At 65.5% G+C, this 24,371-nt stretch carries 22 protein-coding genes; 14 read left to right on the top strand and 8 right to left on the bottom strand.

Annotated elements, in window-relative coordinates; genetic code table 11:
• The first annotated feature begins 141 nt into the window (after positions 1-141).
• On the top strand, positions 142-1,002 hold the full coding sequence (locus BC1002_RS08245; RefSeq protein WP_013089598.1) for a LysR family transcriptional regulator: 861 nt from the start codon (positions 142-144) through the stop codon (positions 1,000-1,002).
• A 42-nt stretch (positions 1,003-1,044) separates the two neighbouring features.
• On the opposite strand, the gene BC1002_RS08240 is transcribed toward BC1002_RS08245, so the two are convergent.
• The gene (locus tag BC1002_RS08240) at positions 1,045-1,482 is read right to left on the bottom strand and encodes a carboxymuconolactone decarboxylase family protein (protein ID WP_013089597.1); all 438 of its coding nucleotides are present in this window, start codon (positions 1,480-1,482) and stop codon (positions 1,045-1,047) included.
• Between the two features lie 242 nt (positions 1,483-1,724).
• Here BC1002_RS08240 and BC1002_RS08235 point away from each other — a divergent pair, with 242 nt between their 5' ends.
• Positions 1,725-2,783 carry an NAD(P)/FAD-dependent oxidoreductase gene (locus tag BC1002_RS08235; RefSeq protein WP_013089596.1) on the top strand — a complete coding sequence of 353 codons (1,059 nt, stop codon included), beginning with the start codon at positions 1,725-1,727 and terminating at the stop codon, positions 2,781-2,783.
• Positions 2,784-2,847: 64 nt separating this feature from the next.
• Here BC1002_RS08235 and BC1002_RS08230 read toward each other — a convergent pair whose 3' ends face one another.
• Entirely contained in the window at positions 2,848-3,108 is a 261-nt protein-coding gene (locus BC1002_RS08230; RefSeq protein ID WP_013089595.1) for a hypothetical protein, read from the bottom strand.
• Between the two features lie 254 nt (positions 3,109-3,362).
• On the opposite strand from BC1002_RS08230, the gene BC1002_RS08225 reads away from it, so the two are divergent.
• The 5 genes from BC1002_RS08225 to BC1002_RS08205 all read left to right on the top strand — a co-directional run bounded on the left by BC1002_RS08225 (position 3,363) and on the right by BC1002_RS08205 (position 8,536).
• The gene (locus tag BC1002_RS08225) at positions 3,363-5,333 is read left to right on the top strand and encodes a PAS domain-containing hybrid sensor histidine kinase/response regulator (RefSeq protein ID WP_013089594.1); all 1,971 of its coding nucleotides are present in this window, start codon (positions 3,363-3,365) and stop codon (positions 5,331-5,333) included.
• Between the two features lie 120 nt (positions 5,334-5,453).
• The gene (locus tag BC1002_RS08220; RefSeq protein WP_013089593.1) at positions 5,454-6,650 is read left to right on the top strand and encodes an acyl-CoA dehydrogenase family protein; all 1,197 of its coding nucleotides are present in this window, start codon (positions 5,454-5,456) and stop codon (positions 6,648-6,650) included.
• Between the two features lie 34 nt (positions 6,651-6,684).
• A complete protein-coding gene (locus BC1002_RS08215; RefSeq protein ID WP_013089592.1) occupies positions 6,685-7,290 on the top strand; it encodes an SAM-dependent methyltransferase in 606 nt (201 codons plus the stop codon).
• Positions 7,287-7,952: a glycosyltransferase family 2 protein gene (locus BC1002_RS08210; RefSeq protein ID WP_013089591.1), complete on the top strand. Its 666-nt coding sequence runs from the start codon at positions 7,287-7,289 to the stop codon at positions 7,950-7,952. The genes BC1002_RS08215 and BC1002_RS08210 overlap by 4 nt, the downstream gene beginning before the upstream one ends.
• A gap of 89 nt (positions 7,953-8,041) precedes the next feature.
• The gene (locus BC1002_RS08205; RefSeq protein WP_013089590.1) at positions 8,042-8,536 is read left to right on the top strand and encodes a DUF421 domain-containing protein; all 495 of its coding nucleotides are present in this window, start codon (positions 8,042-8,044) and stop codon (positions 8,534-8,536) included.
• Between the two features lie 63 nt (positions 8,537-8,599).
• On the opposite strand, the gene BC1002_RS08200 is transcribed toward BC1002_RS08205, so the two are convergent.
• Positions 8,600-10,003, bottom strand: coding sequence for an MFS transporter (locus BC1002_RS08200; RefSeq protein WP_013089589.1), 1,404 nt, complete (start codon positions 10,001-10,003; stop codon positions 8,600-8,602).
• A gap of 232 nt (positions 10,004-10,235) precedes the next feature.
• Here BC1002_RS08200 and BC1002_RS38395 point away from each other — a divergent pair, with 232 nt between their 5' ends.
• From BC1002_RS38395 to BC1002_RS08180, 5 genes are all read left to right on the top strand, one after another.
• On the top strand, positions 10,236-10,379 hold the full coding sequence (locus tag BC1002_RS38395; protein ID WP_013089588.1) for a hypothetical protein: 144 nt from the start codon (positions 10,236-10,238) through the stop codon (positions 10,377-10,379).
• Between the two features lie 428 nt (positions 10,380-10,807).
• Positions 10,808-13,399 (top strand): bifunctional lysylphosphatidylglycerol flippase/synthetase MprF, encoded by a 2,592-nt coding sequence (gene mprF / locus BC1002_RS08195; protein ID WP_041734633.1) that lies wholly within the window; start codon positions 10,808-10,810, stop codon positions 13,397-13,399.
• Positions 13,396-14,661: a virulence factor family protein gene (locus tag BC1002_RS08190; protein WP_013089586.1), complete on the top strand. Its 1,266-nt coding sequence runs from the start codon at positions 13,396-13,398 to the stop codon at positions 14,659-14,661. The genes mprF and BC1002_RS08190 overlap by 4 nt, the downstream gene beginning before the upstream one ends.
• A gap of 363 nt (positions 14,662-15,024) precedes the next feature.
• Positions 15,025-16,596 (top strand): threonine ammonia-lyase, biosynthetic, encoded by a 1,572-nt coding sequence (gene ilvA / locus BC1002_RS08185; protein WP_013089585.1) that lies wholly within the window; start codon positions 15,025-15,027, stop codon positions 16,594-16,596.
• 253 nt (positions 16,597-16,849) lie between these two features.
• Positions 16,850-18,040: a 4-hydroxybenzoate 3-monooxygenase gene (locus tag BC1002_RS08180; RefSeq protein ID WP_013089584.1), complete on the top strand. Its 1,191-nt coding sequence runs from the start codon at positions 16,850-16,852 to the stop codon at positions 18,038-18,040.
• Positions 18,041-18,076: 36 nt separating this feature from the next.
• Here BC1002_RS08180 and BC1002_RS08175 read toward each other — a convergent pair whose 3' ends face one another.
• Positions 18,077-18,967, bottom strand: a complete 891-nt coding sequence (locus tag BC1002_RS08175) for a helix-turn-helix domain-containing protein (protein ID WP_013089583.1) — start codon at positions 18,965-18,967, stop codon at positions 18,077-18,079.
• A gap of 258 nt (positions 18,968-19,225) precedes the next feature.
• Between BC1002_RS08175 and BC1002_RS38780 the strand changes: the two genes are divergently transcribed.
• A complete protein-coding gene (locus BC1002_RS38780) occupies positions 19,226-19,477 on the top strand; it encodes an SDR family NAD(P)-dependent oxidoreductase (protein WP_049870205.1) in 252 nt (83 codons plus the stop codon).
• A 353-nt stretch (positions 19,478-19,830) separates the two neighbouring features.
• Positions 19,831-21,213: an MFS transporter gene (locus BC1002_RS08165; protein ID WP_013089582.1), complete on the top strand. Its 1,383-nt coding sequence runs from the start codon at positions 19,831-19,833 to the stop codon at positions 21,211-21,213.
• A gap of 44 nt (positions 21,214-21,257) precedes the next feature.
• Here the strand turns inward: BC1002_RS08165 and BC1002_RS08160 are convergent, their stop codons facing one another.
• The 4 genes from BC1002_RS08160 to kduD form a co-directional block, all read right to left on the bottom strand.
• Entirely contained in the window at positions 21,258-21,506 is a 249-nt protein-coding gene (locus BC1002_RS08160) for a hypothetical protein (RefSeq protein ID WP_013089581.1), read from the bottom strand.
• A 75-nt stretch (positions 21,507-21,581) separates the two neighbouring features.
• Positions 21,582-21,953 (bottom strand): hypothetical protein, encoded by a 372-nt coding sequence (locus tag BC1002_RS08155; protein ID WP_013089580.1) that lies wholly within the window; start codon positions 21,951-21,953, stop codon positions 21,582-21,584.
• Between the two features lie 719 nt (positions 21,954-22,672).
• Positions 22,673-23,563, bottom strand: a complete 891-nt coding sequence (kdgR, locus tag BC1002_RS08145) for a DNA-binding transcriptional regulator KdgR (protein ID WP_041734629.1) — start codon at positions 23,561-23,563, stop codon at positions 22,673-22,675.
• Positions 23,564-23,594: 31 nt separating this feature from the next.
• Positions 23,595-24,365 (bottom strand): 2-dehydro-3-deoxy-D-gluconate 5-dehydrogenase KduD, encoded by a 771-nt coding sequence (kduD, locus tag BC1002_RS08140; protein ID WP_013089577.1) that lies wholly within the window; start codon positions 24,363-24,365, stop codon positions 23,595-23,597.
• Positions 24,366-24,371 lie beyond the last annotated feature (6 nt).

Genomic DNA, 24,371 nt, shown 5'->3' with positions numbered 1-24,371 from the left:
CAGCGGGCGCGGCGGCAAAGCGCCGCCCGGAGCGGGGCCAGGCGGAATTCCGTCATCTTATTGACATCCCCGTCAATCGGGAACCCCACTGAGATCGCTGACTGTTATCGACAATACCGATAAGCGGCGCGACAATCGCGCATGCTCAATCCAATCTGGCTAAAGACCTTCTCGACCGTCGCGGCCTGCCATAGCTTCACCGAGGCGGGGCGACGGCTCGACCTGACGCAGTCGAGCGTCAGCGAACATATCCGGCGGCTCGAACAGAGCGTGGGCCGGCGCCTGTTCGTGCGCGACACCCATTCGCTCGGGATGACGCCCGACGGCGAAGCGATGCTCGCGCATGCAAGCGTAATCCTGCAGGCGTTATCGCGCGCGGAGTCGCAGTTTCGCGCGCCGCGTCTGAAAGGGCGCGTGCGGCTCGGCTCGTCGGACGACATCGCGCTCGGCCCGCTGCCCACCGTGCTCGCGGCGTTTCGCAACGCGCATCCCGACGTCGAACTCGAAATCACGATCGGCATGACGGGCCGGCTGTACGAACTGCTCGACGCGGGCGCGATCGATCTGCTGGTCGGCAAGCGCCGGCTCGGTGACCGGCGCGGCGTGCCGCTTTTCACGGGGCGGCTCGAATGGCTCGCGCGCAGCGGCACGCTCGTCGATCTGAGTCAGCCGCTGCCGCTGATTCTGGTCGCCGAGCCGAGCGTGACGCGCGCGGTTGTGCTCGATGCGCTCGCCGAAGCCGGCGCGAGCTGGCAGATCGTCTGCACGAGCAGCAGTCATTCCGGCTGTATCGCGGCCGCGCGTGGCGGACTCGGCATCACCGTGCGGCCGCAGTATCTGGCCGCGCGCGGCCTGGCGCCGCCGTTGAATGCGGCCGGGCTGCCGACGTTGCCGTCGGTGGAATTCATCGCGCTGGCGGCGAAGCGCTTGAGCCGACCGGCTGGCACGCTGCTGCAGTTGCTGCATGACAGCGATCTGCGCGGGTCGTGGATCGGCGAGTGAGGCACGCATTGCGCCGCCTCATGCCACCACTCATACCGCCGCTCAGGCCGGCATCTTCCGAAACGAGATCGCAAAGCGGTTCCAGGCATTGATCGCCGAGATGAGCAGCGTCAGATCGACCAGTTCCTCGTCGCTGAAATGCGGCCGCACCGTCTGCCATACCGCGTCGGGCACGTGATCGTGCGAAACCAGCGTGACCGCTTCGGTCCACTCGAGCGCCGCGCGTTCGCGGTCCGTGAAGAACGGCGTTTCGCGCCACACGACGACGGTCGCGAGACGCCGCTCGGTTTCGCCGCCCTTGCGCGCGTCGCTGGTATGCATGTCGACGCAATACGCGCAGCCGTTGATCTGCGACGCGCGCAGCCGCACCAGTTCGGTCAGCGATTTTTCGAGCGCCGACTTGCCGATGCGCTCTTCGACGCCGAGCAGCGATTTGATCGCGGCGGGGTTGGCTTTGTAGAAGTCGAGACGTTGTTCCATGATGGGCTCCTGGGCGGGTGGGACGATGCGATGCATCGGACAGCTGTTAGCTTAGTCCGTCGTTTGGTTCATCAAAATGGCCGATTCCAGATATTTTCAGGTAGCCACTTTCAGGCGTTGAGCGGGCCCGCGTAGCACCCTTACCGCCGACGATGGCATCGTTGCCGCGTGCGGGCCGATTCGGTAAGGTGAGTCATCCACGCTTGCTTTGCGCCTTTCACCGTGATCCGGAGATCTGCCCCATGACCGTTGCCGCCGACCCGTCCTCTGTGCCCACTTCGCCGATCCGCACCGATGTCCTGATCGTCGGCGCCGGCCCCGTGGGTCTGTTCGCGGCATTCGAGGCCGGTGTGATCGGCCTCACCTGCCAGATCGTCGACATACTCGGACGGGTCGGCGGCCAGTGCATCGAGCTGTATCCCGACAAGCCGATCTACGATATCCCCGCGATTCCGTCGTGCACTTCGCGCGAACTGGTCGAGCGACTGCTCGCGCAATGCAAGCCGTTCGATGTGCCGATTCATCTCGAACAGCGTGTCGACACGGTCGAGCAACGCGACGACGGCCGCTGGACCGTGCGCACGCAGCGCGGCCTCGTGTTCGACGTCGCGGCGATCCTGCTCGCCGCCGGCAATGGCGCGTTCGTTCCGCAAAAGCTGGGGCTTCCCGAGGCCGTGCCGCTCGAAAAGCGCCACGTGCACTACAGCGTGCCGCGCCTCGCCGATTTCGCCGACAAAAACGTGGTCGTCGCGGGCGGCGGCGATTCCGCGCTCGACTGGGCACTGGCATTGCGCAAGGTCGCGCGGCGCGTGACCCTCGTGCATCGGCGCGCCGGCTTCAGCGCGGCCGATTCGAGCGTCGAGCTGATGCGGCGCGCGGTCGAGGCGGGGGAGATGGACTTCATCGTCGGCGCGATCGCGGCGCTCGATGTGGAAGACGGCGCGCTGCGTTCGCTGACGCTGCGGCAGATCGACGGCGAGACACAGCTCGAAGCCGAACACCTGATCGCGCTGTATGGACTCGTCGCGGATCTCGGCCCGATCGCGCAGTGGGGACTGAAAATTCACGGCGGCCGTATCGATGTCGATACCTCGAATTACGAAAGCTCGCGGCCGGGCATCTTCGCCGTCGGCGATATCGCGAACTATCCGAACAAGCAGAAGCTGATCCTGTCAGGCTTTCACGAGGCGTCGCTCGCGCTGCGCAAGGCGTACGCGTACGCGTATCCCGACAAGAAGCGCGTGCATGTCCATTCGAGCTACGACACGAAGCTCGCGGAAAAGATCGGCGCGGCCGGTTGACGGGCGCACGAGCGCCGCGGCAACTTCGATTCGCAGCGATGTCGAGCCGGACCGGCCGTTGGCATCATTTTCCAGCGGGTTGACTCGCGGCGGCCGCGGCGCTCGCGGCCTTGTCTTTCTTCTTTGCCTCGTGGTGGCCGATCGCGCAGCCCGCGGCAGCACCCGCCGTCCCATGATGTCCGGCAACGTGGCCGGTCACTCCGCCCACGACCGCACCTTTGGCGCAGCCTTCGGCCTGCGCGACGGTAGATGCGAGGCTTAATGCCGCGGCGAGCGCGCATGGGGCCGCGAAATTCGTGGCGAAAGTCGTGAATACCTTTTTCAATTGACACTCCTGTTTTTGCTAACGAAGGGCAACACGGAAAGCCGAAACCGCAGCAAGGCGACGCTTTCCGTGATGGCTGGCTAGCAATCGCGGGGCCCGCCGTTATAAGCTTTGCGCCTTATGAGCCGGCGCGCGAGCGCTCTTCGCGACGTATCCCGGCCCATGTGTGGACCGCGCAACCGCTTGCGCGAAGCCATCGCCGCCGGGCAGGCGCGAGGTTTGCTTAACACGACAATTCCAATTACGTGTCCGCCATGACCCAGCTTGATGCCTCTACTTTCCGCGTCCACGGCGAGCCCGCTCGAGTGCAGGCCGAGGCCGCGCCGTCGACGCCCGTCGGCGTCGATTATTCGTCGCTCGTGCAGGCAATCTCCGACTACGCGATCTTTCTGCTCGACGCGAAGGGCTACATCGTGAGCTGGAACGCCGGCGCGCAGAAGCTGAACGGCTACACGGAAAGCGAGATCGTCGGTCAGCATTTCTCGCGCTTCTATACCGACGAAGCCATCGCGCGCGGCTGGCCAGACTACGAGCTGGAACAGGCAGCGCTCACCGGCCGCTTCGAGGACGAGGGCTGGCGCGTGCGCAAGGACGGCACGACGTTCTGGTCGAACGTCGTGATCACCGCGATACGCAACGAGCAGGGCGAGGCCACGGGCTTCGCGAAGATCACCCGCGACCTGACGGCGCAGCGCGAATATCTCGAAGCGCTGCGCCAGAGCGAGGAGCGTTTCCGTCTGCTCGTCGATAGCGTGAAGGACTACGCGATCTTCATGCTCGATCCGCAAGGTTTCGTCGTCAGCTGGAATTCGGGCGCCGCGCGCATCAAGGGCTATACGCACGATGAAATCGTCGGCCGGCACTTCTCGTTGTTCTATGTGCCCGAGGAGGCCGCGGCCGGCAAGCCCGCGCGCGAGCTCGCGATCGCGCGACAGATCGGCACCGTCGAAGACGAAGGCTGGCGCGTGCGCAAGGACGGCTCGACGTTCTGGGCCAACGTGATCATCACGGCCGTCTATGACGAATCGCGACGCTTGCGCGGCTTCGCCAAGGTCACGCGCGATCTGACCGAGCGGCGCCGGCGCGAGGAACTCGAGCGCTCCGGTGTGCGCATGCGCGAATTTCTCGCGACGCTCGCGCACGAACTGCGCAATCCGCTCGCGCCGGTGCGCAACGCGGTCGGCACGATGCAGATGGAAGCCAATCTGAGCCCGGTGGTCGCGCGTGCGCGTGATCTGATCGATCGCCAGGTTACGCACCTGACGCGACTCGTCGACGATCTGCTCGATATCGGCCGCATCATGTCCGATAAGGTCGAACTGCGGATTGCGCGCGTCGACCTCGCCGAGCTCGTCGCGCGCGCGATCGAAGCGGCGCGGCCGTTCACCGACTCGCGCGAGCAGCGCGTGGTCGCGCAGGTAACCGACGTCCCCGTGAGCATTCGCGGCGACATGACGCGGCTCGTGCAGGTGCTGCAAAACCTGCTGCACAACGCGTCGAAATTTTCGCCGAACGGCAGCGTGATCGAAATGCAGGGACGCGTGGACTTTCGCATGGCGGTGCTCGAAGTGCGCGACGCCGGCTGCGGCATTCCGGTGCGCTCGCTCGACAAGATCTTCGAGCTGTTCGCGCAGGAGAAGGAAGGCCAAAATTTCGGCGAGGGCGGCCTTGGGATCGGCCTGACGCTGTGCAAGTCGCTCGTCGAAATGCATGGGGGCAGCATCGTCGCAAGCAGCGAAGGACCGGGGCTTGGCAGCACGTTCACGCTGAGTCTGCCGCTCTCGGCGCAGTCCGACACCGCGGAGAGCGGCGCGATCAGTGCCGCGCCCCCCGTGCAGCCGCTGCGGATTCTGCTCGTCGACGACAATCGCGATTCGGCCGACAGCCTCGCGATGCTGCTCGAACTGAAGGGCCACGAGGTGCGTGTCGCCTACGAGGGCGAGCAGGCGCTGCAGATCGCGCCGCGCTTTTCGCCGCATCTCGCGCTGATCGATCTCGCGATGCCGAAGATGGATGGCTATGCGACGCTCGCGGCGATGCGCGCGCTGCCCGAGTTGGCTCGCACGATGTACGCGGCGATGACGGGCTTCGGTCATGCGAGCGATCTCGATCGCACTCGCAACGCGGGCTTTCATACGCACCTGGTGAAGCCGGTCGAGATGGGGGTCCTCGACGCATTGCTCGCGAAGGCGGATGGACGATTGAGCGGAAGCGGGGGGACGTAGCCGCTTTTTCGCTGCGCGGCTGCCTCGTCAGCTGGGGCACGGTGTTTGCTGAGACTCTGCATACGTTCCGGTCCGCCGCCGCTCGGCGGGCCACGGATCGAAACGGTGCAGGGAGGCACGATGCTCGACACGCGCGACCACGCGGCCAGCTTCAAGGCCCAGTCACGGCAGGTCTCGAATCAACACGGCGGCTGCGCACCGCGCCCGAGCGCCAGTGCATCGCAGGCCGGCAAGCCGCCGATCCCGCTCGACGATTTCCTGCGCGACGCGCGTTTCGACGCGAACGATCCCGCTGCTCTCGGAGCACTTCTCGCTGATCTGATCGAGCGCGGCTACGATCGCGCGCCGACCATGCCGTTGCCGGCGCATGGCGAGACGCTGGTGCGCTGGCGCGCGCTGTCCGCCGTTGCCGCGCGCGACCTCGGTCTCGTCAAACTGTTCGAAGGCCATACCGATGCCCTCGCGATTCTCGCCGAGCTGAACGGTCCGCTGCCGCCGCCGGCAAGTCGTTGGGGCGTGTGGGCCGCCGAGGCGCCGGACGCGCGGGTGCGCGCGATCAATGAAGGAATCAAGAACGTCTGCGGCGAGGGCGCTCAGGTGCGCCTGGCCGGCACCAAAGCCTGGTGTTCCGGCGCGCCGGCGCTCACCCACGCGCTCGTGACCGCATGGCGCGACGACGAGCCGGTGCTCGCGGCGGTTGCGCTGGACCAGAGCTCGATCTCGATCGACCCGGCGAAGTGGCAGGCCGTCGGCATGCGGGCGACCGCGAGCGCCGATGTGACGTTCAACGACACCGTGGCGACGCTCGTCGGCGCGCCGCATGCCTATCTGCGTCGCGCGGGCTTCTGGCATGGCGGCGCCGGTATCGCCGCGTGCTGGTACGGCGCGGCCGCGCAGATCGGCCGTACGCTGCGCGACGCGTGCGCCCGGCGCGCGGATGCGCATCGGCTGGCTCATCTCGGTGCGACCGATGTCGCATTGCAGTCGGCCGCCGCGGTCTTGCGCGAAACCGCCGCGTGGATCGACGCGCAACCATCAGATGATGCGCAGACTCGCGTGTTGCGCGCGCGTCTTGCCGTCGAGCAGGCCGCGAGCGCCGTCATCGATCATGCGACGCGCGCGCTCGGCGCGGGCCCGTTGTGCCGCGATGCGCGCTTCGCGCGGGCGCTCGCCGACCTGCCGGTGTTTCTGCGGCAAAGCCACGCGGAACGCGATCTCGCCGCGCTCGGCGAACGGCTCGTCGCGTCCGCTGACACGACCGCCGCGCCGGCAGCGGATCACGCGTCGGCGCAAACACTCGCGTCGTGGACGCTATGACCTTTTTTTCCCCAGCCTCCGGAGGATCGCTGAGATGAGCTCGCCGATGCTGTACTTCGATGAACTTTACCGACGCAGCGATGATCCGTGGCGTTTGCGCGAAGGCTGGTACGAACGCCGCAAGCGTTCGCTGACGCTTGCGCTGCTGCCGCGGCCGCGCTATCGCAACGGCTTCGAACCGGGTTGCGCGAACGGCGAGTTGACGGCCGGGCTCGCGACGCGCTGCGACGCGCTGCTCGCCGCCGATCTGCACGCGCGCGCCGTCGAGCTCGCGCGCGAACGGGTAGCGGGCGCATCGAACGTGCGGATCGAACAGCGCAGCGTGCCGTGCGAATGGCCGACCGAGCATGGGCCGTTCGACCTGATCGTGATCAGCGAGTTTGCGTACTACCTCGACGCGGCCGAACTCGAAACGCTGGCCGCGCGCATCGCCGGCTCGTTGACGACCGACGGCACGCTGCTCGCCTGTCACTGGCGCCGGCCGTTCGCCGAAGCGCGCGAATCCGCCGACCGCGCGCACGCGCTATTCGATGCGCGCTGCGGCCTCGCGCGTCTCGCGCATCATGACGAAGCCGACTTGCTGATCGACGTGTGGTCGCGCGACGCACGTTCGGTCGCGCAGCGGGAGGGGCTTCTATGATCGGCGTGATCGTCCCGGCGCATAACGAAGAGGCGTTGATCGCGGGGTGCCTCGCGGCCTTGCTCGAAGCGTCGCGACACGAAGCGCTCGTCGGCGAGGAGGTGCGGATCGTCGTCGCGCTCGACGCGTGCAGCGATTTCAGCGGGGCCATCGCGCGCGCTTACGGCGTGCAGACCCTGACGCTGAAGGCGCGCAACGTCGGGATCGCACGGGCGCTCGGCGCGTCGCTGCTGCTCGCGCTCGGCGCGCGCTGGCTCGCGTTTACCGATGCCGACAGCCGGGTGTCGCCGGATTGGCTCGCCGCGCAGTTGGCGCTCGGCGCCGATGCGGTGTGCGGCTCGATCGCCGTCGACGACTGGAGCGCGCATCCGCACAGCGTGCGCGAATATTTTCGCAAGACCTATGTCGACGCCGACGGGCATCGCCATGTGCACGGCGCGAACCTCGGCGTTTCCGCGCAAGCCTATCGGCGCGCGGGCGGCTTTCCGCCGCTCAAGTGCAGCGAGGACGTCGCGCTCGTCGATCGCCTGATCGCGACCGGCGCGCGCATCGCGTGGAGCGCCGCGCCGCGCGTGACCACGAGCGCGCGCACCGCGGCCCGCGCGCGCGGCGGTTTCGGCGATACGTTGATCGCATGGGCGACGGATCGCGCGCTGGCCTGAGCGCCGGCGCTGCGTTGCGAGCCGGTCTCGCTCGCAACGATCCGCACACCAGAACATTGGCACGGCAATACGCCGCGGGGAGGACGAACATGATGGACGCGTTTTTCGTTCTATTCGGCCAGGGCAGGGACCTCGACCCATTGCAGATGGGATTGCGCGCGATCGTCGTGTTCGTGATCGCGATCGTGCTGATTCGCGTATCGGGGCGGCGCTCGTTCGGTCAGCGCTCGCCGTTCGATCTGGTCGTCGTGATTCTGCTCGGCGCGACGCTGAGCCGCGCGATCGTCGGGGCGTCGCCGTTCATCGCGACCGTGGTCGCGTCGCTGGTGATCGTCGTATGCCACCGGGTGCTCGCGTGGGCGTTCATACGTTCGCGCCGCTTCGAGCTGCTGGTGTGCGGCGTCGAGCGCGAGGTGTTCAGCGACGGCAAGTTCAACGCGAACGAAATGCACGCGGCGCTCATCACGCGCACCGACATCGAGGAAAGCGTGCGGCAGAAAACCGGCTCGCGCTCGATGGACAATGTGGCCGCCGCGATTCTCGAACGCAATGGCGAAGTGAGCGTGATTCGCAAGCGCGCGTGAGCGCCCGAACGCGTGAAGGGCGGGGCGCTTGTTCGGGCGCGCTGTATGGGCTCGACGCGCGGCTCAGCCGCGCCCGCCTCGCGAAATCTCCGCGCCCGCGCCGCGCGGCAAGCGCAGCGTGACCGGAATCGACGCGAACGAGCACAGCCCGACCACCAGAAACGCAGGCCAGAAATCGGACCACGTGATGCTCGGATGCCCATGCAGCGCGCGCGAAATCTGCAGCACGATCCCGCCGACCGTCACGCCGAGACCGAGCGACATCTGCTGCACGACGCTGCCGAGGCTCGTCGCGCGGCCGACGTCGCGGCTCGCGATCTCCGCGTAGGTCAGCGAATTGAGGCTGGTGAACTGCAACGCGGGGAAGAAGCCGCCGAGCAGCACGACGACCCAGATGATCCACGTCGGCGTGTGCGGGAAAAAGAGTCCACACGCGGCGATCGAAATGCCCGATAGCGCCGCGTTGAACACGAGCACCTGGCGAAAGCCGAAGCGGCGCAGCACGGTGGAGGCGATCGTGCGCATGAACATGCCGCCGAACGCGGACGCGCAGGTGATCAGCCCCGATTGGAACGCGCTCATACCGTGGCCTTCCTGCAGCAGCAGCGGCAGCAGGAACGGCAATGCCCCGAGACCGATGCGAAACAGCGAGCCGCCGAGCACGCTCGCCTGGAACGTCGGCACCTTGAAAAAGCGCAGGTCGAGCAGCGGCAGCGCGACGCGCTGCGCGTACGCGACGTAGATCGCGAGCAGCACCGCGCCCAGCGCGCACATGCCGAACGCGTCGGTATTCGAAATCAGTTCCCCGCCGACCAGCGACAAACCGAGCAGCAGCAGCACCGCACCCGCCGCCGACAGCAGGAAGCCGATCCAGTCGAGCGGGCCGGGGTCGGGTTCGCGCGTATTGGCGATATAGCGATTGGTCAGATAGATGCCGAGAATGCCGATCGGCACGTTGATGAAGAAGATCAGACGCCAGTGCAGGTACGTGGTGATGAAGCCGCCGAGCAGCGGACCGGCGGCGGGGCCGAGCATCGCGGGCACGCTCAGATAATTCATCGCGCGGATGAAGTCGGCTTTCTCCACCACGCGAAAGATGATGATCCGCCCGACCGGCACCATCATCGCGCCGCCGACGCCCTGAATGAAACGCGCAACCGTGAAAGTGGCAAGTGAGTTCGACGCGGCGCACAACAGCGAGCCCGTGATGAAGATGCCGATCGCCGTGCGGAACACCGAGCGGGCGCCGAACTTGTCGGCGAGCCAGCCGCATACCGGGATGAACACGCCGAGCCCGAGCACGTAGCTCGTGACCGCGATTTTCAGCGTGACCGGATCGCGGGCGAAATCGCGCGCCATGGCCGGCAGCGCGGTGACGATCACATTGGCGTCGACGCTTTCCATGAACATCGCGCACGCGACGATAAGGGGCGCAATCAGAGCTTTCGGGGTCTGGGCGACGGTCATGACGGCGGGAGGGTGCGGCGAAGCGTCGCAGGCAAAAGGGTATTTATTGCACCTGTACGGTGCGGATTGTTAATACCTGCGCGGCCGATACCGCCCCTTTCCAAATTTCTGTATCCGACGCGCGACTGCGGCGTTGCAATAGCGCCAATCAATATTGATTTTTGTTGCGCTGCGGCACGAGAGGGTTATAATCGGGTTATTGCTTAGGTAGAAACCCTAATAAGGAGCCGCCATGAACACCGCATCGACTGTCGTCCGTTCCACCCCCGCCGCCACCACGTTCTTCGGCAAGCTGCGTGCGCTGGCGCTGCATGCGCTGAACCTCCATCTGCAGAACTGCGCGGTGATCGCCGAAGCGTATCGTCGCCCCCAATAAGCGCGTGTTACCCGCGCCGGTCGCGCAAGCCCCGGCTCACAGTGTCGATGCCCGCCCGAGTAGCGGGCATTGTGCTTTCTGGCCCCGCCAGGCGGGGCGCGTTCGGCTCCTCAGCTGCGCCGTCGACATCGGTCCCACGAAAGGCCCTCGCTTCGGGCCAGTTCTGGCCCGCCGTTTCCCTTCCAGATATCGCGCTTTCGCGCCTGATTACGGCTCGCCCAGCCGGCCCCGCCCCCCTCGCATCGCGCGACGAAGCATTACAATCGCGCGCTTTTGACGCGCCGCGCACCGGTAAACCGACAGCAAAATTGCTAATGCTGTCAACCTTTTGCACGTTTTGCCGTTATCACTTTGTAATCGCCGCCACAGGCGATACCGCGCGTGACGCGCCCGTCGCCGCGACCGCTCTCGCAAGGCCCGCATTGACCATGTTCCACCGACTTCAACACAGCTTCGAGCGCCCGTGCGCGCTGCTCGGCCGTGCCGCGAAAGTGCTTGGCAGCCGGGGACTTCTGTCGCCCGTGCTCGCGCTCGTCATCTGCGGGCTCCTGCTGGTCGTGCTGCAGCATCTGTCGGAGGCGGTGAATTACCGTTCGGTGATGCGCGAACTGCGCCAGCTGTCGCCGCGCGAGTGGATCGGCGCGCTCGGCGCGACCGCGCTTAGCTACGTCGCGCTGGTCGGGCGCGACGCAGTCGGCCTGCGCTATCTCGGCGCGAGTGTGCCGCGCGCGGCGCTGTGGGTCGGCGCGACGGCCGGCTCGGCGCTCGGCAATGCGACCGGTTTCGGCGCGCTGACGGGCGGAGCGGTGCGCGCGCGCGTGTACGGCGTCGCGAACATCACGCCCGCGCAGATCGGCCGCATGACCGTGTTCACGAGCGTGTCGCTCGCGCTCGCCCTCGTTTTGATGACCGCGCTGGGCATGCTCGGCATGGCCGGACAGCTCGCGCCGATGCTGCATCTGTCGCCGGTCGCGCTGCGCTGGAGCGGCGCCGCGCTGCTAATCGCGCTGACGCTGGCGGCCGCCGCGTGCCGTCGCGAAACCCGGCCGATCCGCACGCGCTGGCAGTGGCTCTCGTTCGATATTCCGGCGCGCCGTGATCTGCTCGCGCAGGTCGCGCTGGCGGTGCTCGACGTGGTCGCCGCAGGTCTCGCGCTGTGGACATTGCTGCCGCATGCGAACGTCAGCTTCATCGGCTTTATCACCGTCTACGCGGCCGCGATGCTGCTCGGCCTGATCGGTCATACGCCCGGCGGGGTCGGCGTGTTCGAGGCGGCGATGGTGTTCACGCTGAGCGGCAGCGTGCCGATGCATCAGATGGTTGCCGCGCTGCTCGCTTATCGCGCGATCTATTTCGGCCTGCCGCTGATCGTCTCCGCGGCGCTGCTCGCGGGCTTCGAGGGGCGCGCGCTGAAGAACCGTCTGTCGATGCTGCAGGCGGAGCGCGTGTCGGAACTCGCGCCGCTGTTTCTGAGCCTCGTCACGTTCGTGGTCGGCGGCATGCTGGTCATCTCGAGCGCGACGCCTGCGTTCTGGCAGCGCATTCGTATGCTGCGCAACGTGGTGCCGCTGTGGGTGCTCGAAAGCTCGGCGCTGCTGTGCAGCGTAGTCGGCGTGCTGCTGCTGTTCGTCGCGCGCGGGCTGCTGCGGCGGCTCGATGCCGCATGGTGGATGACACTCGCGCTCGCATTGCTGAGCCTTGCGTTGTCGCTGACCAAGGGTCTCGCATTCGTCGAAGCCGGTGTGCTCGGCATGCTGATCGTGCTGCTGCTCGCGACGCGCAAGCGCTTCAACCGTCATTCGTCGCTGTTCGCCGAGCGTTTCACGGCCGGCTGGCTCGTATCGATCGCGATGGTGCTGATGTTCGCGACGTGGGTCATGCTGTTCGCTTTCCGTGACGTGCCGTACACGCGCGACCTGTGGTGGCAATTCGCGTTCGACGAGCGCGCGCCGCGCGCGCTGCGCGCAACGCTCGCCGCGAGCGTGTTCGCCGCGACCTTCTCGTTCTGGCAATTGCTGCGCCCGGCGCCGGGCCGCTTCGTGAAGCCGGCGCCCGAAGATCTGCTAGACGCCGCGCGCATCGTGCGCGCGCAGGAACGCAGCGATGCCGGTCTCGCTTTGATGGGCGACAAGAGCTTCCTGTTTTCGGAATCGCGCGAGGCATTCCTGATGTACGCGAAATACGGCCGCACGTGGGCCGCGTTGCACGATCCGGTGGGGCCGCGCGAAGAGTGGGCGGGCCTCATCAAAAAGTTCGTCGCGCTCGCACATGCGCACGGCGGTCGCGCCGCGTTCTACCAGGTGCGCGCGAATGCGCTGCCGCTGTATCTCGACGCCGGCCTCACGCTGATGAAGCTCGGCGAGGAAGCGCACGTCGTGCTCGACGACTTCGATCTGAAGGGCGCGCACCGCGCGCATCTGCGCTATGCGCTCAAGCGCGGCGAGCGCGACGGCTTTAGCGTCGAAGTGATCGATCAGGCGCGTGTGCCGGCGTCGCTCGAAACGCTGCGCGGCATTTCCGACGGCTGGCTCGGCAGCCACGATGCGCGCGAGAAGAGTTTCTCGGTCGCGGCTTTCCACGACGAATACCTCGCCGCGCAGTCGGTGATGCTGGTGCGCCAGAACGGCGAGCCGGTCGCGTTCGTGACCTTCATGACGACCGATATGAATACCGAGGCGACCGTCGGCGTGATGCGTCACGTCGAAAGCGCGTCGCCGTACGCGATGGAATATCTGTTCACGCAGCTCGCGCTGCATCTGAAGCAGGCGGGCTTCCGCTCGCTCAGTCTCGGCATTGCGCCGCTCTCCGGCGTGCAGCCGACTCCGCTCGCGTCGCGCTGGCATCGGCTGGCCGGCATCGTGTGGCGTTTCGGCGGCCGCTTCTATAACTTCCGCGGACTGCGTGCTTTCAAGAGCAAGTTCCAGCCGCGCTGGGAGCCGCGTTATCTCGCGGCATCCGGTTCGGGCGTGTTCTTCACGCTCGCGGACCTGTCGCTGCTGGCAGGAGGCCGGCGTTCATGACATTGCATCCGTTGTTCCGGCTCGCCGTCGCGGCGAGCGTTTTGAGCTGCGGCGCGCTCGCGCACGCGGCCACCACCACCGTGCCGGGCGGCCGCTATGGCGACGTCCGCGTCACGCAGCCCGAGGGGCCGCTGCGCGGCTTCGTCGTGCTGTATTCGCAGGCGAGCGGCTGGAGCGCAGCCGATCAGCAGAGCGCCGATGCGCTCGCGAAAGCGGGCGCGATGACGGTCGGCGTCGATACCGCGCGCTACGAGGCCAACCTTGCCGCGAAGAAGGAAACCTGCCATCAACTGGTGGGCGATGCCGAGGCGCTGAGTCATCAGCTCGAACGGCAATCGCAGTCGAGCCGCTACTTCGCGCCGATCGTCGCGGGTACCGGGCAGGGCGCAACGCTGGCGATGCACGTGCTCGAGCAGGCGCCGTCCAATACGATCGCGGGCGCGGTGTCGGTCGACGCCGACCGCACGCTCGACGCGCGCTTCCAACCGTGCCCACCCGACCCGACCGTGATCCGTGACAAGGTGCCGGGCTTCGTCGAAAAGGCGAGCACGGGCAACGCCGATCGCGCGCGTCTCGTCGCTTTGCTGACGCCGCACCTGCAGTCGGTCTCGACGAGTGCCGACGACGTGTCCGATCTGCCGCTGATCGAGCTGCCGGCCGCGCATCCGAACGGCCTGATGGCGATCGTGATTTCCGGCGATGGCGGCTGGCGCGATCTCGACAAGACGATCGCGCAGGCGTTGCAAAAGGATGGTGTGTCGGTGGTCGGCTGGGACAGCCTGCGTTATTTCTGGAGCGAGAAGCCGCCCGCGCAAACGAGCCGCGATCTCGCGCGCGTGATGCAGACCTATGGCGAGCGCTGGCACGCGCAGCACATCGCGCTGATCGGCTATTCGTTCGGCGCCGACGTGATGCCGTTCGCGTATAACCGCCTGCCGCAGGCGCAGCGCGATAAGGTGTCGCTGATGTCGCTGCTCGGCTTCGCGCCCGACGCCGACTTCCAGATCCGCGTCGGCGGCTGGCTCGGCATGCCCGCGAGCGACAAGGCGCTGAACGTGCGACCCGAGTTGACGCATGTGCCGCCGTCGATCGTTCAATGCTTCTATGGCGAGAGCGAGACGGACACGCTGTGTCCCGCGCTCGACAAGAGCGGTGTCGAAGTCATCCGCACTTCAGGCGATCATCACTTCGGCGGCGATTACAACGCGCTGGAGCGACGCATTCTCGTGGCATTCAAGAAGCAAAGCGGCGTGCGCGATTGATCGCGGCGTTGGCCGTATCAGCGGGGCGCGCTTGCTGGCGCGCCCCGTTTTTTTATTGGTCCGTTCTGGCCGGAACCGTGGTCCGCAAAGATTGACAAAGCCTGCCAAGTCGACGAAGATCGCCGGCATGAACTGCCTCGACATCCGTATTGCGCTGATTATTAGCATCATTCATCGAATGGTGGGTTAGCGCGCGTCGACTTGCAGTGACACATAACCCGCCAAACGAGGCGGGTTTTTTTATGTCCGCTTTCAGGTTCATTCTCTACCTGCCTCCTGGCGAACATGCTGCGATTGCGATCGTTTGATGTCGATCGCGGTTGATTCGTTGTTGCATCGAACGTTGCCATCCAGGAGCTTGCCGTGCTGTTAACCGAACTCGAACAGGCCGCCGCGGCGGCCAGGCGCGTCGCGCCGTCCCACGACTACCTGAAAAAGACCCTGACCGCGCGCGTCTACGACGTGGCGCGCGAGACCGAACTCGAACGCGCGCCGAACCTGTCGGCACGGCTGCGCAATCCGGTCTATCTGAAGCGCGAGGACAACCAGCCGGTGTTCTCGTTCAAGCTGCGCGGCGCGTACAACAAGATGGCGCATATCCCGGCCGAAGCGCTCGATCGCGGCGTGATCACCGCGTCGGCGGGCAATCATGCGCAGGGCGTGGCGTTGTCGGCCGCACGCATGGGCGTGAAGGCGATCATCGTCGTGCCGGTGACGACGCCACAGGTCAAGGTCGACGCGATCCGCACGCACGGCGGGCCGACCGTCGAGGTCGTGCAGTTCGGCGAATCGTATAGCGATGCCTATGGTCACGCGGTCAAGCTGCAGGAAGAACGCGGCCTGACCTTCGTGCATCCGTTCGATGATCCATACGTGATCGCCGGCCAGGGCACCGTCGCGATGGAAATCCTGAGCCAGCACCAGGGGCCGATTCACGCGATCTTCGTGCCGATCGGCGGCGGCGGTCTCGCGGCCGGTGTCGCTGCATACGTGAAATCGGTGCGCCCGGAGATCAAGGTGATCGGCGTGCAGACCGATGATTCGTGCGCGATGGCTGCGTCGCTGAAAGCGGGCGAGCGCGTGACGCTGAACGAAGTGGGCCTGTTCTCGGACGGCACCGCGGTGAAGCTCGTCGGCGAGGAAACCTTCCGCCTGTGCAGCGAATATCTCGACGAAGTGCTGCTCGTGAACACCGATGCGCTGTGCGCGGCGATCAAGGACGTGTTCCAGGATACCCGCAGCGTGCTCGAACCCGCGGGCTCGCTCGCGGTGGCGGGCGCCAAGCAGTACGCCGAACGGGAAGGCATCGAGAACCAGACGCTGATCGCGATCACGTCGGGCGCGAACATGAACTTCGACCGTATGCGCTTCGTCGCCGAACGCGCCGAAGTGGGCGAAGCACGCGAAGCGGTATTCGCGGTGACGATCCCCGAAGAGCGCGGCAGCTTCAAGCGCTTCTGCGAACTGGTCGGCACGCGCAGCGTCACCGAATTCAACTACCGGATCGCCGACGCGAACTCGGCGCACATCTTCGTCGGCGTGCAGATCCGCAACCGCAGCGAACCGGCGCAGATCGCCGACGCATTCGAAGCGCACGGCTTCGCGACCGTCGATCTGACCTTCGACGAACTGTCGAAGCAGCACATCCGCTACATGGTCGGCGGCCGCTCGCCGCTCGCGCGCGACGAGCGTCTGTTCCGTTTCGAGTTTCCCGAGCGTCCGGGCGCGCTGATGAAATTCCTGTCGTCGATGGCGCCGAACTGGAACATCAGCCTGTTCCACTATCGCAACCAGGGCGCGGACTACAGTTCGATTCTGGTCGGCATTCAGGTGCCCGAGAGCGACCATGCAGCGTTCGAGCGCTTCATCGAAACGCTCGGCTACCCGTGCTGGGAGGAAACGAAAAACCCGGTCTACCGACTGTTTCTCGGCTAGTCGAAGCTCGTTTTGCGGATCGGGGTTTACCTGAGGGGGCGCCACGCCGGCAAAACGAGCCGGGTGTCGCCCAAATCGTCGGAAAGCCCCACAGTCTTGCGTTTGCGGCCGATCCGGCCGCGCTGCACCCGCTCCCGCCTCACACCTTCTATCGCGCAGCGCGATACGGCCTATCCGCCATATCGCATTGCGGGATAGGTGTCACGATCGTCACACTGAGCGCAAATTTCATCACCGCATTCAGGAGACATCTATGCGCACCCAAGTTGGCATCATCGGTGCCGGGCCTGCTGGCCTGTTTCTTTCCCATCTGCTTCATCTGCGCGGTATCGACTCGGTCGTGCTCGAAACGCGCACCCGCGATCAGATCGAATCGACAATTCGCGCCGGCGTGCTCGAACAGGGCACGATGGACCTGCTGACGCAAACCGGTGTCGGCGAACGCATGAAGGCCGAAGGCGCGCTCCATCACGGCTTCGAACTCGCGTTCGAAGGCAAGCGCCGCCGCATCGATCTGACCGACCTCACCGGTCAGGCGATCACGGTTTATGCCCAGCACGAAGTGATCAAGGATCTCGTCGCGGCGCGCGTCGCCGCGGGCGCCGAACTGCGTTTCGGCGTGTCGGACACGTCGGTGCACGGCATCGATACCGATATGCCGTCGATCCGCTATCGCCACGAAGGCGCGGAGCACGAACTGCAATGTGATTTCGTGATCGGCTGCGATGGTTCGCAAGGCGTATCGCGTCAGGCGATTCCGCAAGCGCTGCGCAAGGATTTCGAGCGGGTCTATCCGTTTGGCTGGTTCGGCATTCTGTGCGAAGGCCCGCCGTCGTCGGACGAACTGATCTACGCGCGCCACGAGCGTGGCTTCGCGCTGATCAGCACGCGCTCGCCGAACGTGCAGCGTATGTACTTCCAGTGCGATCCGAAGGACTCGGTCGACAATTGGTCCGACGATCGCATCTGGGCCGAGTTGCATGCGCGCGCCGATTCGGACGAAGGTCACAAGATCATCGACGGCAAGATCTTCCAGAAGAATATCGTCGGTATGCGTAGCTTCGTGTCGACGACGATGCAGTACGGCCGCCTGTTCCTCGCTGGCGACGCCGCGCATATCGTGCCGCCGACCGGCGCGAAGGGCCTGAACCTCGCGGTCGCCGACGTGAACGTGCTCAGCAAGGCGCTCGACGCGTTCTACAAGGAAAACCGCACCGATCTGCTCGACCGTTATAGCGAAACCGCGCTCAAGCGCATCTGGCGCGCCGAGCACTTCTCGTACTGGATGACCAGCATGCTGCATCGTATCGAAGGCGCATCGGCGTTCGAGCAGCAGTTGCAGGTTGCCGAGCTCGAATACGTCACAACGTCGCGCACGGCCGCGACGGTACTGGCGGAGAACTACGTCGGCGCCGCCGGCGCGCAGATGCAGGTGAATCTGTAAAACGCCACCGCAAGCACCGCGTGGTCATCGGTATCGCTAATTGATCGACAGATCCCGATGCGCGGCCGCCTGAAACTCCTTGGGCGTGACCCCGGTCTGCTTGCGGAAATAGCGGCTGAAATAGGCCGCATCTTCGAAACCGAGCGCATGCGCGATCTGTTTGATGCTCGAACCCGAGTACACCAGGTCGCGCTGCGCCTCGCGTATCAACTGGTCGTTGACGAGCGACAACGGCGAATGGCCAAGCTCCTCACGACAGATGCGGCCCAGTTGCGCCGCGGTCACCCCCAATTTTTCCGCGTAAAAATCGATTGGCAGATGCTCGCGCACGTGCGCGGCGATCAGTTCGCGTAGCCGTTTGATCTGCGCGGCGCGCCGGTCATTGACGGTCGCACCCGTGCTCGACACGGCATCGGTCAGACGCGCGACCTGCACAAAAAGTGCAATCATCAGCGACATGCCCGCGGCGATATGGCCGCGCGCGCTGCCGCGAAACTCCTGCTCAAGCAAACCGAACAACGGCATCAACGTGCGCTCGCCGATAGCGGAGCGCACGGGAATCAGCGCGGGCCGTTGCAGCACCGGCACGAGGCCCGGCGACACCGCTTTCGAAATCGACTCCAACGCGCGCTGCGCGGCGGTGATCACGAGGCCGTCGATCTCCGGCGAAAACACGAAACCATGCACCGTTTGCGCCGGAAGCAGGATCAGGCATGGCGCTTCGATCGCGAGTTTTTCGCTTTCGATCAGCACGTGGCCCGAACCGCTGCGGATATAGAGAATCTGCAGCAACGCATCGTGCCGGTGCGCGGCGATATGCCAGGCGTTCGGACGGCTGCGCTCGACGATCCATTCGAAATTGAAGGCGTCGTACCACGGCGGCCGTGCGGACTCTCCGTACAGATCGTAGTTAGGGATATTCCTCATGCGGTTTTGTCTCCTATGTTCGAATTGTCCTGCGATGTGCGGCCTTTGTCCAATTTCGTCCCGAAGCGCGTGGCTATACTTTTTCCATCGAAGACGCGGCCGAATGACCCAATTTGGGGAGGTCAGCCAATGCGCGTTCGCGGCTACCGTGAGCATGGAGATCTGGAGGACTTAGCAAATGGATCAGCGGGAAGACGGGCGCGACGCACACGGTAACGCGCGGCACTGGATCGCGATGGGCAGAAGTGCCGTGACGTCGTGCAAGCGTTGAACCCGAGCGGCGTCGAAGCGCTGACGCTGGCCTGCGATATCGGCGGCATCGAAAGCGTGCGCGGCGCGGTATCGAATGTCGAAGCGCGCCTTGGCATCGCCGATCTGCTCGTGAACGACGCGGGTCTGCTGCGGCCGGGCGGCATTGAAGAGATCGGACTCGATCCATGGAACGCGATGCTGCGCGTGAATTTGACTGGCTACATCTGTGCTCGCAGCAATTCCGTCAACGCACGTTGAAGCGCGGCACTGGCGCGCTCGTGCATGTCGCGTCGGTGCGCCGTCAACCTCGGCTCGATTGCGGGGCTTGCCGGCATTCCGTCGCGCAACGCATACGGCGCGGCCAAGACCGGGATCGTCGCGATGACGGGATCGCTCGCCTGTGAATGCGCGCGACCGCATTCGTCAAGCGCTCGAACGTCCCGAAGAAATCGCCAACGCGATCGGCTTTCTCGTTCTGACGCAGCCAGCTATATCACGGGCATGGTGCTGAGCGTCGATGGCGGCAGGCGACCAGGCAATTCGAACAACAAGAAAAACACCTCTTCATCTCAAGGAGACATAGCAATGACCAGGCAGAAAGGAGCACGCACATGAACCGCTCCGAACGCAGTGTAGATGTGCAGGCCTTTATCGATGGACAGCGTTTCTCACCGTTTCAATGGACGATTCTGGTGCTTTGCTTTCTGGTCGTCGCGGCCGATGGTTTCGACACCGCCGCGGTCGGCTTTATCGCGCCGTCGCTCGTGCAGCAGTGGGGCATCGCGCGCAGTGCGCTCGGCCCGGTGATGAGCGCGGCGCTGGTGGGACTCGGCATCGGCGCACTCGCGGCCGGCCCGTTCGCGGACCGGATCGGACGCAAGACGGTGCTGGTGCTGTCGGTGTTCTTCTTCGGGGTGTGGAGTCTCGCGGCGGCCCGCGCGACGTCGATCGAATCGTTGACCGTGCTGCGCTTTTTCACCGGCCTCGGTCTCGGCGCGGCGATGCCCAACGCGGTCACGCTGATGTCCGAGTACGCACCCGCGCGGATTCGCGCGGTCGCGGTCAATGCGATGTTCTGCGGTTTTTCAGGCGGGCTTGCGCTCGGTGGCTTCGCGTCCGCATGGCTGATTCCGCATTTCGGGTGGCCGAGCGTGCTGGTCGCAGGCGGCGTCGGCCCGATCGTGCTGAGCGTGCTGCTGATCCTGATGCTGCCCGAATCGGCGCAATTCCTCGCGGTGCGCAAGCGGGCCGATCAACGGATCGCGCGAATCCTGCAACGCATCGCGCCGCACGACCGCTTCGACGGATGCCGCTTTTTCGCGGTCGACGTGCGCCGCAATGGCGGCGACGCGCGCTCGCAGTGGGCGCTCGCGATCATCCTGTCGACGCGCTACCGCTTCGGCACGCTGATGCTGTGGCTCGCCTACTTCATGGGGCTGCTGATTTACTACCTGCTGACCAACTGGCTGCCGACGCTGTTCAAGGACACCGGCTTCTCCGGTGAAAAGGCCGCATTGATGACGTCGCTGTTTCCGCTCGGCGGCATCCTCGGCAATCTCTGCGTCGGCTGGGTGATGGATCGCTTCGCCGGCCATCGCGTGATCGCGTTCACCTATGTCCTCGTTGGCGCGCTCGTGTTGCTGGTCGGGCGGGGCGTCGGCCATCAGGTCTGGCTCGGCACGCTGATCTTCCTGACCGGCACGGTCGCGACCAGCGCGGTCACGTCGATGTCGGCGCTCGCGGCGAGCTTCTACCCGACCCGGGCGCGCGCGACGGGCGTGGCGTGGATGCTGGGAATCGGCCGGGTCGGCGGCGTGGCGGGCGCGCTCGTCGGCGCGGCGTTGATGGGGCTCGGCTGGCAGTTCGGCGCGGTGTTCAGCCTGCTCGCGGTGCCGGCCGTGATCGCGGCGGGTGGGGTGGTGCTGATGATACGGCGCGAGCCGCCCGATCATGCATCGGTCGATGACAACGTCGGCGCCATCGCGATCGAGTGAAGTGCGGCCTCGGGCGTGCCGCAACGCCCCAACAACGCGCGACCTCAGGTCGCGCGCAGCAACGCCATTTCGTTGTGCAGCAGCGCGAGCAATTCGTCGTCGGTCGGCCGCGTGCCCCAGTGGCGCGCACCGGCCACCGACGCGATCGCTATCCACGAATGCGGTGGGAACCATTCGCGCATCAGCGTGCCGTCCTGGCGCAGGCACAGCTGGCCGGTCAGCTCGCTGTATTCGGCGCAGATGTGCGCACCGTCGACCTGTGCACTTACTCGTCTCGGATCATTGCGTAGCACGTCGTCGCTCCTGTCGAAGGGGTGGCGCGAATGCAAGCGCGGCATGGTGGCGCGATGGACGCCACCGGCCTTCTATCAATGGTCATGCCCGTGACCGTGCCAGCCGTTGTCGTGCCAGTCGCGATGCGGGCCGCGTGCATCGCGCCATTCGTCGTGACGACGTTCCCACTCGCGACGCTCCCAATAGCGACGACCATCGTAGTAGCGATCGCCGTACCAGCCCGGCGCGATCACGACCGCCGGCGGCGGAGGAGGCGCATACACGGGCGCGGGCTGCACATACACCGGCGGGGGCGGCGGCGCCTCGACGATGGCGGGCGCGACAGCGATGCCCGGCACACCGATATTCACGCCGACATCGACGTGCGCGAAAGCGGCCGTTGATGCGCCGATCGCGAGACCCGCGACGACGCTCAACGATACCCAGCGGTTGCGTGAAAGACTCATGATTGTTCTCTGTTGTGTGGATGTCTGTGATGGAGTGGCGAGCCGGACGCGCACCTACTGCGCGTGATGGCCCGATCAATAACGTCCGTAGTAGTGGTCGTGATGCGGATGATCGCCGCCAGGGACGACGATGCAGCCGCTCAACGCGCCGCCGAGCGTGGCGGCAAGAATGACCAATGCGAGGATTTTTTTCATGACGTTGCTCCCTGAAATCTGTGATGCGCGTGCCTGTCGTGTGAAGCGTTTCATCTGAACCGCTTCCGTTTGAACCGAACTCTACTGAGCGGCGCGATTACCGATGTGTTTGTGTGTAACAGGACGTGTCGACTGGAGGTCGCATCGATATGGTCATGCGAGTGCGATGAATGAGGAGGGGACGTGCCCGGGGTTAGCTGTCGAAATGCCGGGCAATGCTCAGATATGCGGGCAAACCCTTGAAGGGGTTATGAAAAGAACTGCATTCGATGGCAGACGAGGGATGGATGTGGAGCGAAGATTCGGCGCATCGATTGCTGAAAAAAGAAGCGAATCGAATTTCGCCTGATCCATCCCGCGCAGATACATTCGGTTGCAGACTGGGTTATCGGGCTCGCCGTGCGCTCGTGCGAGCACGATGAAAAGACGCGCACACCTGTAGCGTCATCAGGCTGTCTCGAGCTGCGGTGGAGTGGGTAGAAACGCATCGCGCACGCGGCGCGCGTGCGCAACTTGCTGCGCGGCTACTGCGCGGCCGCGGGCTCCTGGACGGTCGCCTCGCGATAGCCGAGCCGCGTCGAAATCGCGAGGCCGGCTTCTTTGAGCAGCGCGACGTAATGCTGCTTCGTATCGGCGCCGCAGCGCATCGTCGGAAACGAAATCGACAGACCGGCGATCACGCGGCCGAAGCGGTCGAATACCGGCACCGCGATACATTGCAGGCCTTCTTCCTGCTCCTCGTTGTCCTCGCCGTAGCCCTGCTCGCGTACGTGCGGCAGGATGCTCAACACCGCTTCCGCGCAGGTCAAGGTTTTTTGCGTCGACTTGCGGAATTCGATGTGCGAGAGCACGTCACGCGCGTCGGCCGGGTCCATCCATGCGAGCAGCACCTTGCCGATCGCCGTGCTATGCAGCGGATTGCGCCGGCCGATCCGCGACTGCATGCGCAGCCCGTAGTCGGCATCGATCTTGTGGATGTAGATGATCGCGTCGTCGTCGAATGCGCCGAGGTGCACCGCTTCGCGCGTCATCTGGCCGATGCGGCGCATGTCGACGTCGGCCTCGCGCACCAGATCGACACTCTCGAGCGCTTTCGCGCCGAGCTCGAACAGACGGATCGTCAGCCGATAGCGCTCGGTTTCGACTTCCTGGGTCACGTAGCCGAGCGCCTTCAGCGTTTGGATCACTCGATGCACGGTGGTCTTGGACATGCCGAGCCGTTGCGATAGCTCGCTGATGCCGATCTGCCCGGTGTCGCCGATCGCGCCGAGAATCGCGAACACGCGCCCGATCGACGACGCCGATTCGCCTCGCTCACCGCTGTCCGCGTCGAGCGACGCTGCGTCGGCGGGTTCCTTGCGGGCTTTGCCGCGCCTATTCCTCGCCGTGTTCCTGTCTGTTCCGGTTGCCGCCATGTCCGTCATCCCTGTCTGTGCCAAGCTGTCGCTAGCGCGCGAGCCAGCCGCCATCCACCGCCAGTGTATGCCCATGCACGTAGTCCGACGCCGACGAGGCGAGGAAAACCACCGGCCCCGCGAGATCGTCCGGCACGCCCCAGCGGCCGGCCGGAATACGCCCGAGAATTTCTTCGTTGCGCTGTGCGTCGTCACGCAACGCGGCGGTGTTCGCGGTCGCCATATAGCCGGGCGCGATCGCGTTTACGTTGATGCGCCGCGCGGCCCATTCGTTTGCGAGCAGTCGCGTGAGACCGAGCACACCGCTTTTCGACGCGGTGTACGACGCGACGCGAATGCCTCCCTGGAACGACAGCATCGACGCGACGTTGATGATCTTGCCGCCGCCTTGCTGCCGCACGAACTGACGCGCCGCGGCCTGCGACAGGAAGAACAGGCTCTTCAGGTTCACGTCCATGACCGCGTCCCAGTCGTCTGCGCCGAACTCAAGCGCATCTTCGCGGCGGATGATGCCCGCGTTGTTGACGAGCACGTCGATGCGGCCGAACGCTTCCACCGCGGCTCGCACGATGTCGTCGACCGATGAGGTCGACGCGAGATCGGCGCGCACGTCGGCGAAGCGGCGTCCGAGCGCCTCGACGCGCGCGGCGGTCGTGCCCGCGTCCGCGCGACTGACGCCGACGATGTCGCAGCCGGCCGCGGCGAGCGCGACGGCCATGCCGGCGCCGAGGCCAGTGTTGCTGCCGGTCACGATAGCGACCTTGCCGGTCAGATCGAAAGTGTTCATTGTGGTCGGGTTCATGTTCGC

It is taken from the genome of Paraburkholderia atlantica (genome assembly GCF_000092885.1).
In the GTDB taxonomy this organism is placed as follows: domain Bacteria; phylum Pseudomonadota; class Gammaproteobacteria; order Burkholderiales; family Burkholderiaceae; genus Paraburkholderia; species Paraburkholderia atlantica.
Note: the sequence above shows the minus strand (reverse complement) of the source record. Positions and strands in the feature narration are given on the sequence as shown.

What these genes read in the sequence shown, in the direction of transcription:
- BC1002_RS08245 (WP_013089598.1), top strand. Translation starts at nt 142, where the DNA reads ATGCTCAATCCAATCTGGCTAAAGACCTTCTCGACCGTCGCGGCCTGC.
- BC1002_RS08240 (WP_013089597.1), bottom strand. Translation starts at nt 1,482, where the DNA reads ATGGAACAACGTCTCGACTTCTACAAAGCCAACCCCGCCGCGATCAAA.
- BC1002_RS08235 (WP_013089596.1), top strand. Translation starts at nt 1,725, where the DNA reads ATGACCGTTGCCGCCGACCCGTCCTCTGTGCCCACTTCGCCGATCCGC.
- BC1002_RS08225 (WP_013089594.1), top strand. Translation starts at nt 3,363, where the DNA reads ATGACCCAGCTTGATGCCTCTACTTTCCGCGTCCACGGCGAGCCCGCT.
- BC1002_RS08220 (WP_013089593.1), top strand. Translation starts at nt 5,454, where the DNA reads ATGCTCGACACGCGCGACCACGCGGCCAGCTTCAAGGCCCAGTCACGG.
- BC1002_RS08215 (WP_013089592.1), top strand. Translation starts at nt 6,685, where the DNA reads ATGAGCTCGCCGATGCTGTACTTCGATGAACTTTACCGACGCAGCGAT.
- BC1002_RS08210 (WP_013089591.1), top strand. Translation starts at nt 7,287, where the DNA reads ATGATCGGCGTGATCGTCCCGGCGCATAACGAAGAGGCGTTGATCGCG.
- BC1002_RS08205 (WP_013089590.1), top strand. Translation starts at nt 8,042, where the DNA reads ATGATGGACGCGTTTTTCGTTCTATTCGGCCAGGGCAGGGACCTCGAC.
- BC1002_RS08200 (WP_013089589.1), bottom strand. Translation starts at nt 10,003, where the DNA reads ATGACCGTCGCCCAGACCCCGAAAGCTCTGATTGCGCCCCTTATCGTC.
- BC1002_RS38395 (WP_013089588.1), top strand. Translation starts at nt 10,236, where the DNA reads ATGAACACCGCATCGACTGTCGTCCGTTCCACCCCCGCCGCCACCACG.
- mprF (WP_041734633.1), top strand. Translation starts at nt 10,808, where the DNA reads ATGTTCCACCGACTTCAACACAGCTTCGAGCGCCCGTGCGCGCTGCTC.
- BC1002_RS08190 (WP_013089586.1), top strand. Translation starts at nt 13,396, where the DNA reads ATGACATTGCATCCGTTGTTCCGGCTCGCCGTCGCGGCGAGCGTTTTG.
- BC1002_RS08180 (WP_013089584.1), top strand. Translation starts at nt 16,850, where the DNA reads ATGCGCACCCAAGTTGGCATCATCGGTGCCGGGCCTGCTGGCCTGTTT.
- BC1002_RS08175 (WP_013089583.1), bottom strand. Translation starts at nt 18,967, where the DNA reads ATGAGGAATATCCCTAACTACGATCTGTACGGAGAGTCCGCACGGCCG.
- BC1002_RS08165 (WP_013089582.1), top strand. Translation starts at nt 19,831, where the DNA reads ATGAACCGCTCCGAACGCAGTGTAGATGTGCAGGCCTTTATCGATGGA.
- BC1002_RS08155 (WP_013089580.1), bottom strand. Translation starts at nt 21,953, where the DNA reads ATGAGTCTTTCACGCAACCGCTGGGTATCGTTGAGCGTCGTCGCGGGT.
- kdgR (WP_041734629.1), bottom strand. Translation starts at nt 23,563, where the DNA reads ATGGCGGCAACCGGAACAGACAGGAACACGGCGAGGAATAGGCGCGGC.
- kduD (WP_013089577.1), bottom strand. Translation starts at nt 24,365, where the DNA reads ATGAACCCGACCACAATGAACACTTTCGATCTGACCGGCAAGGTCGCT.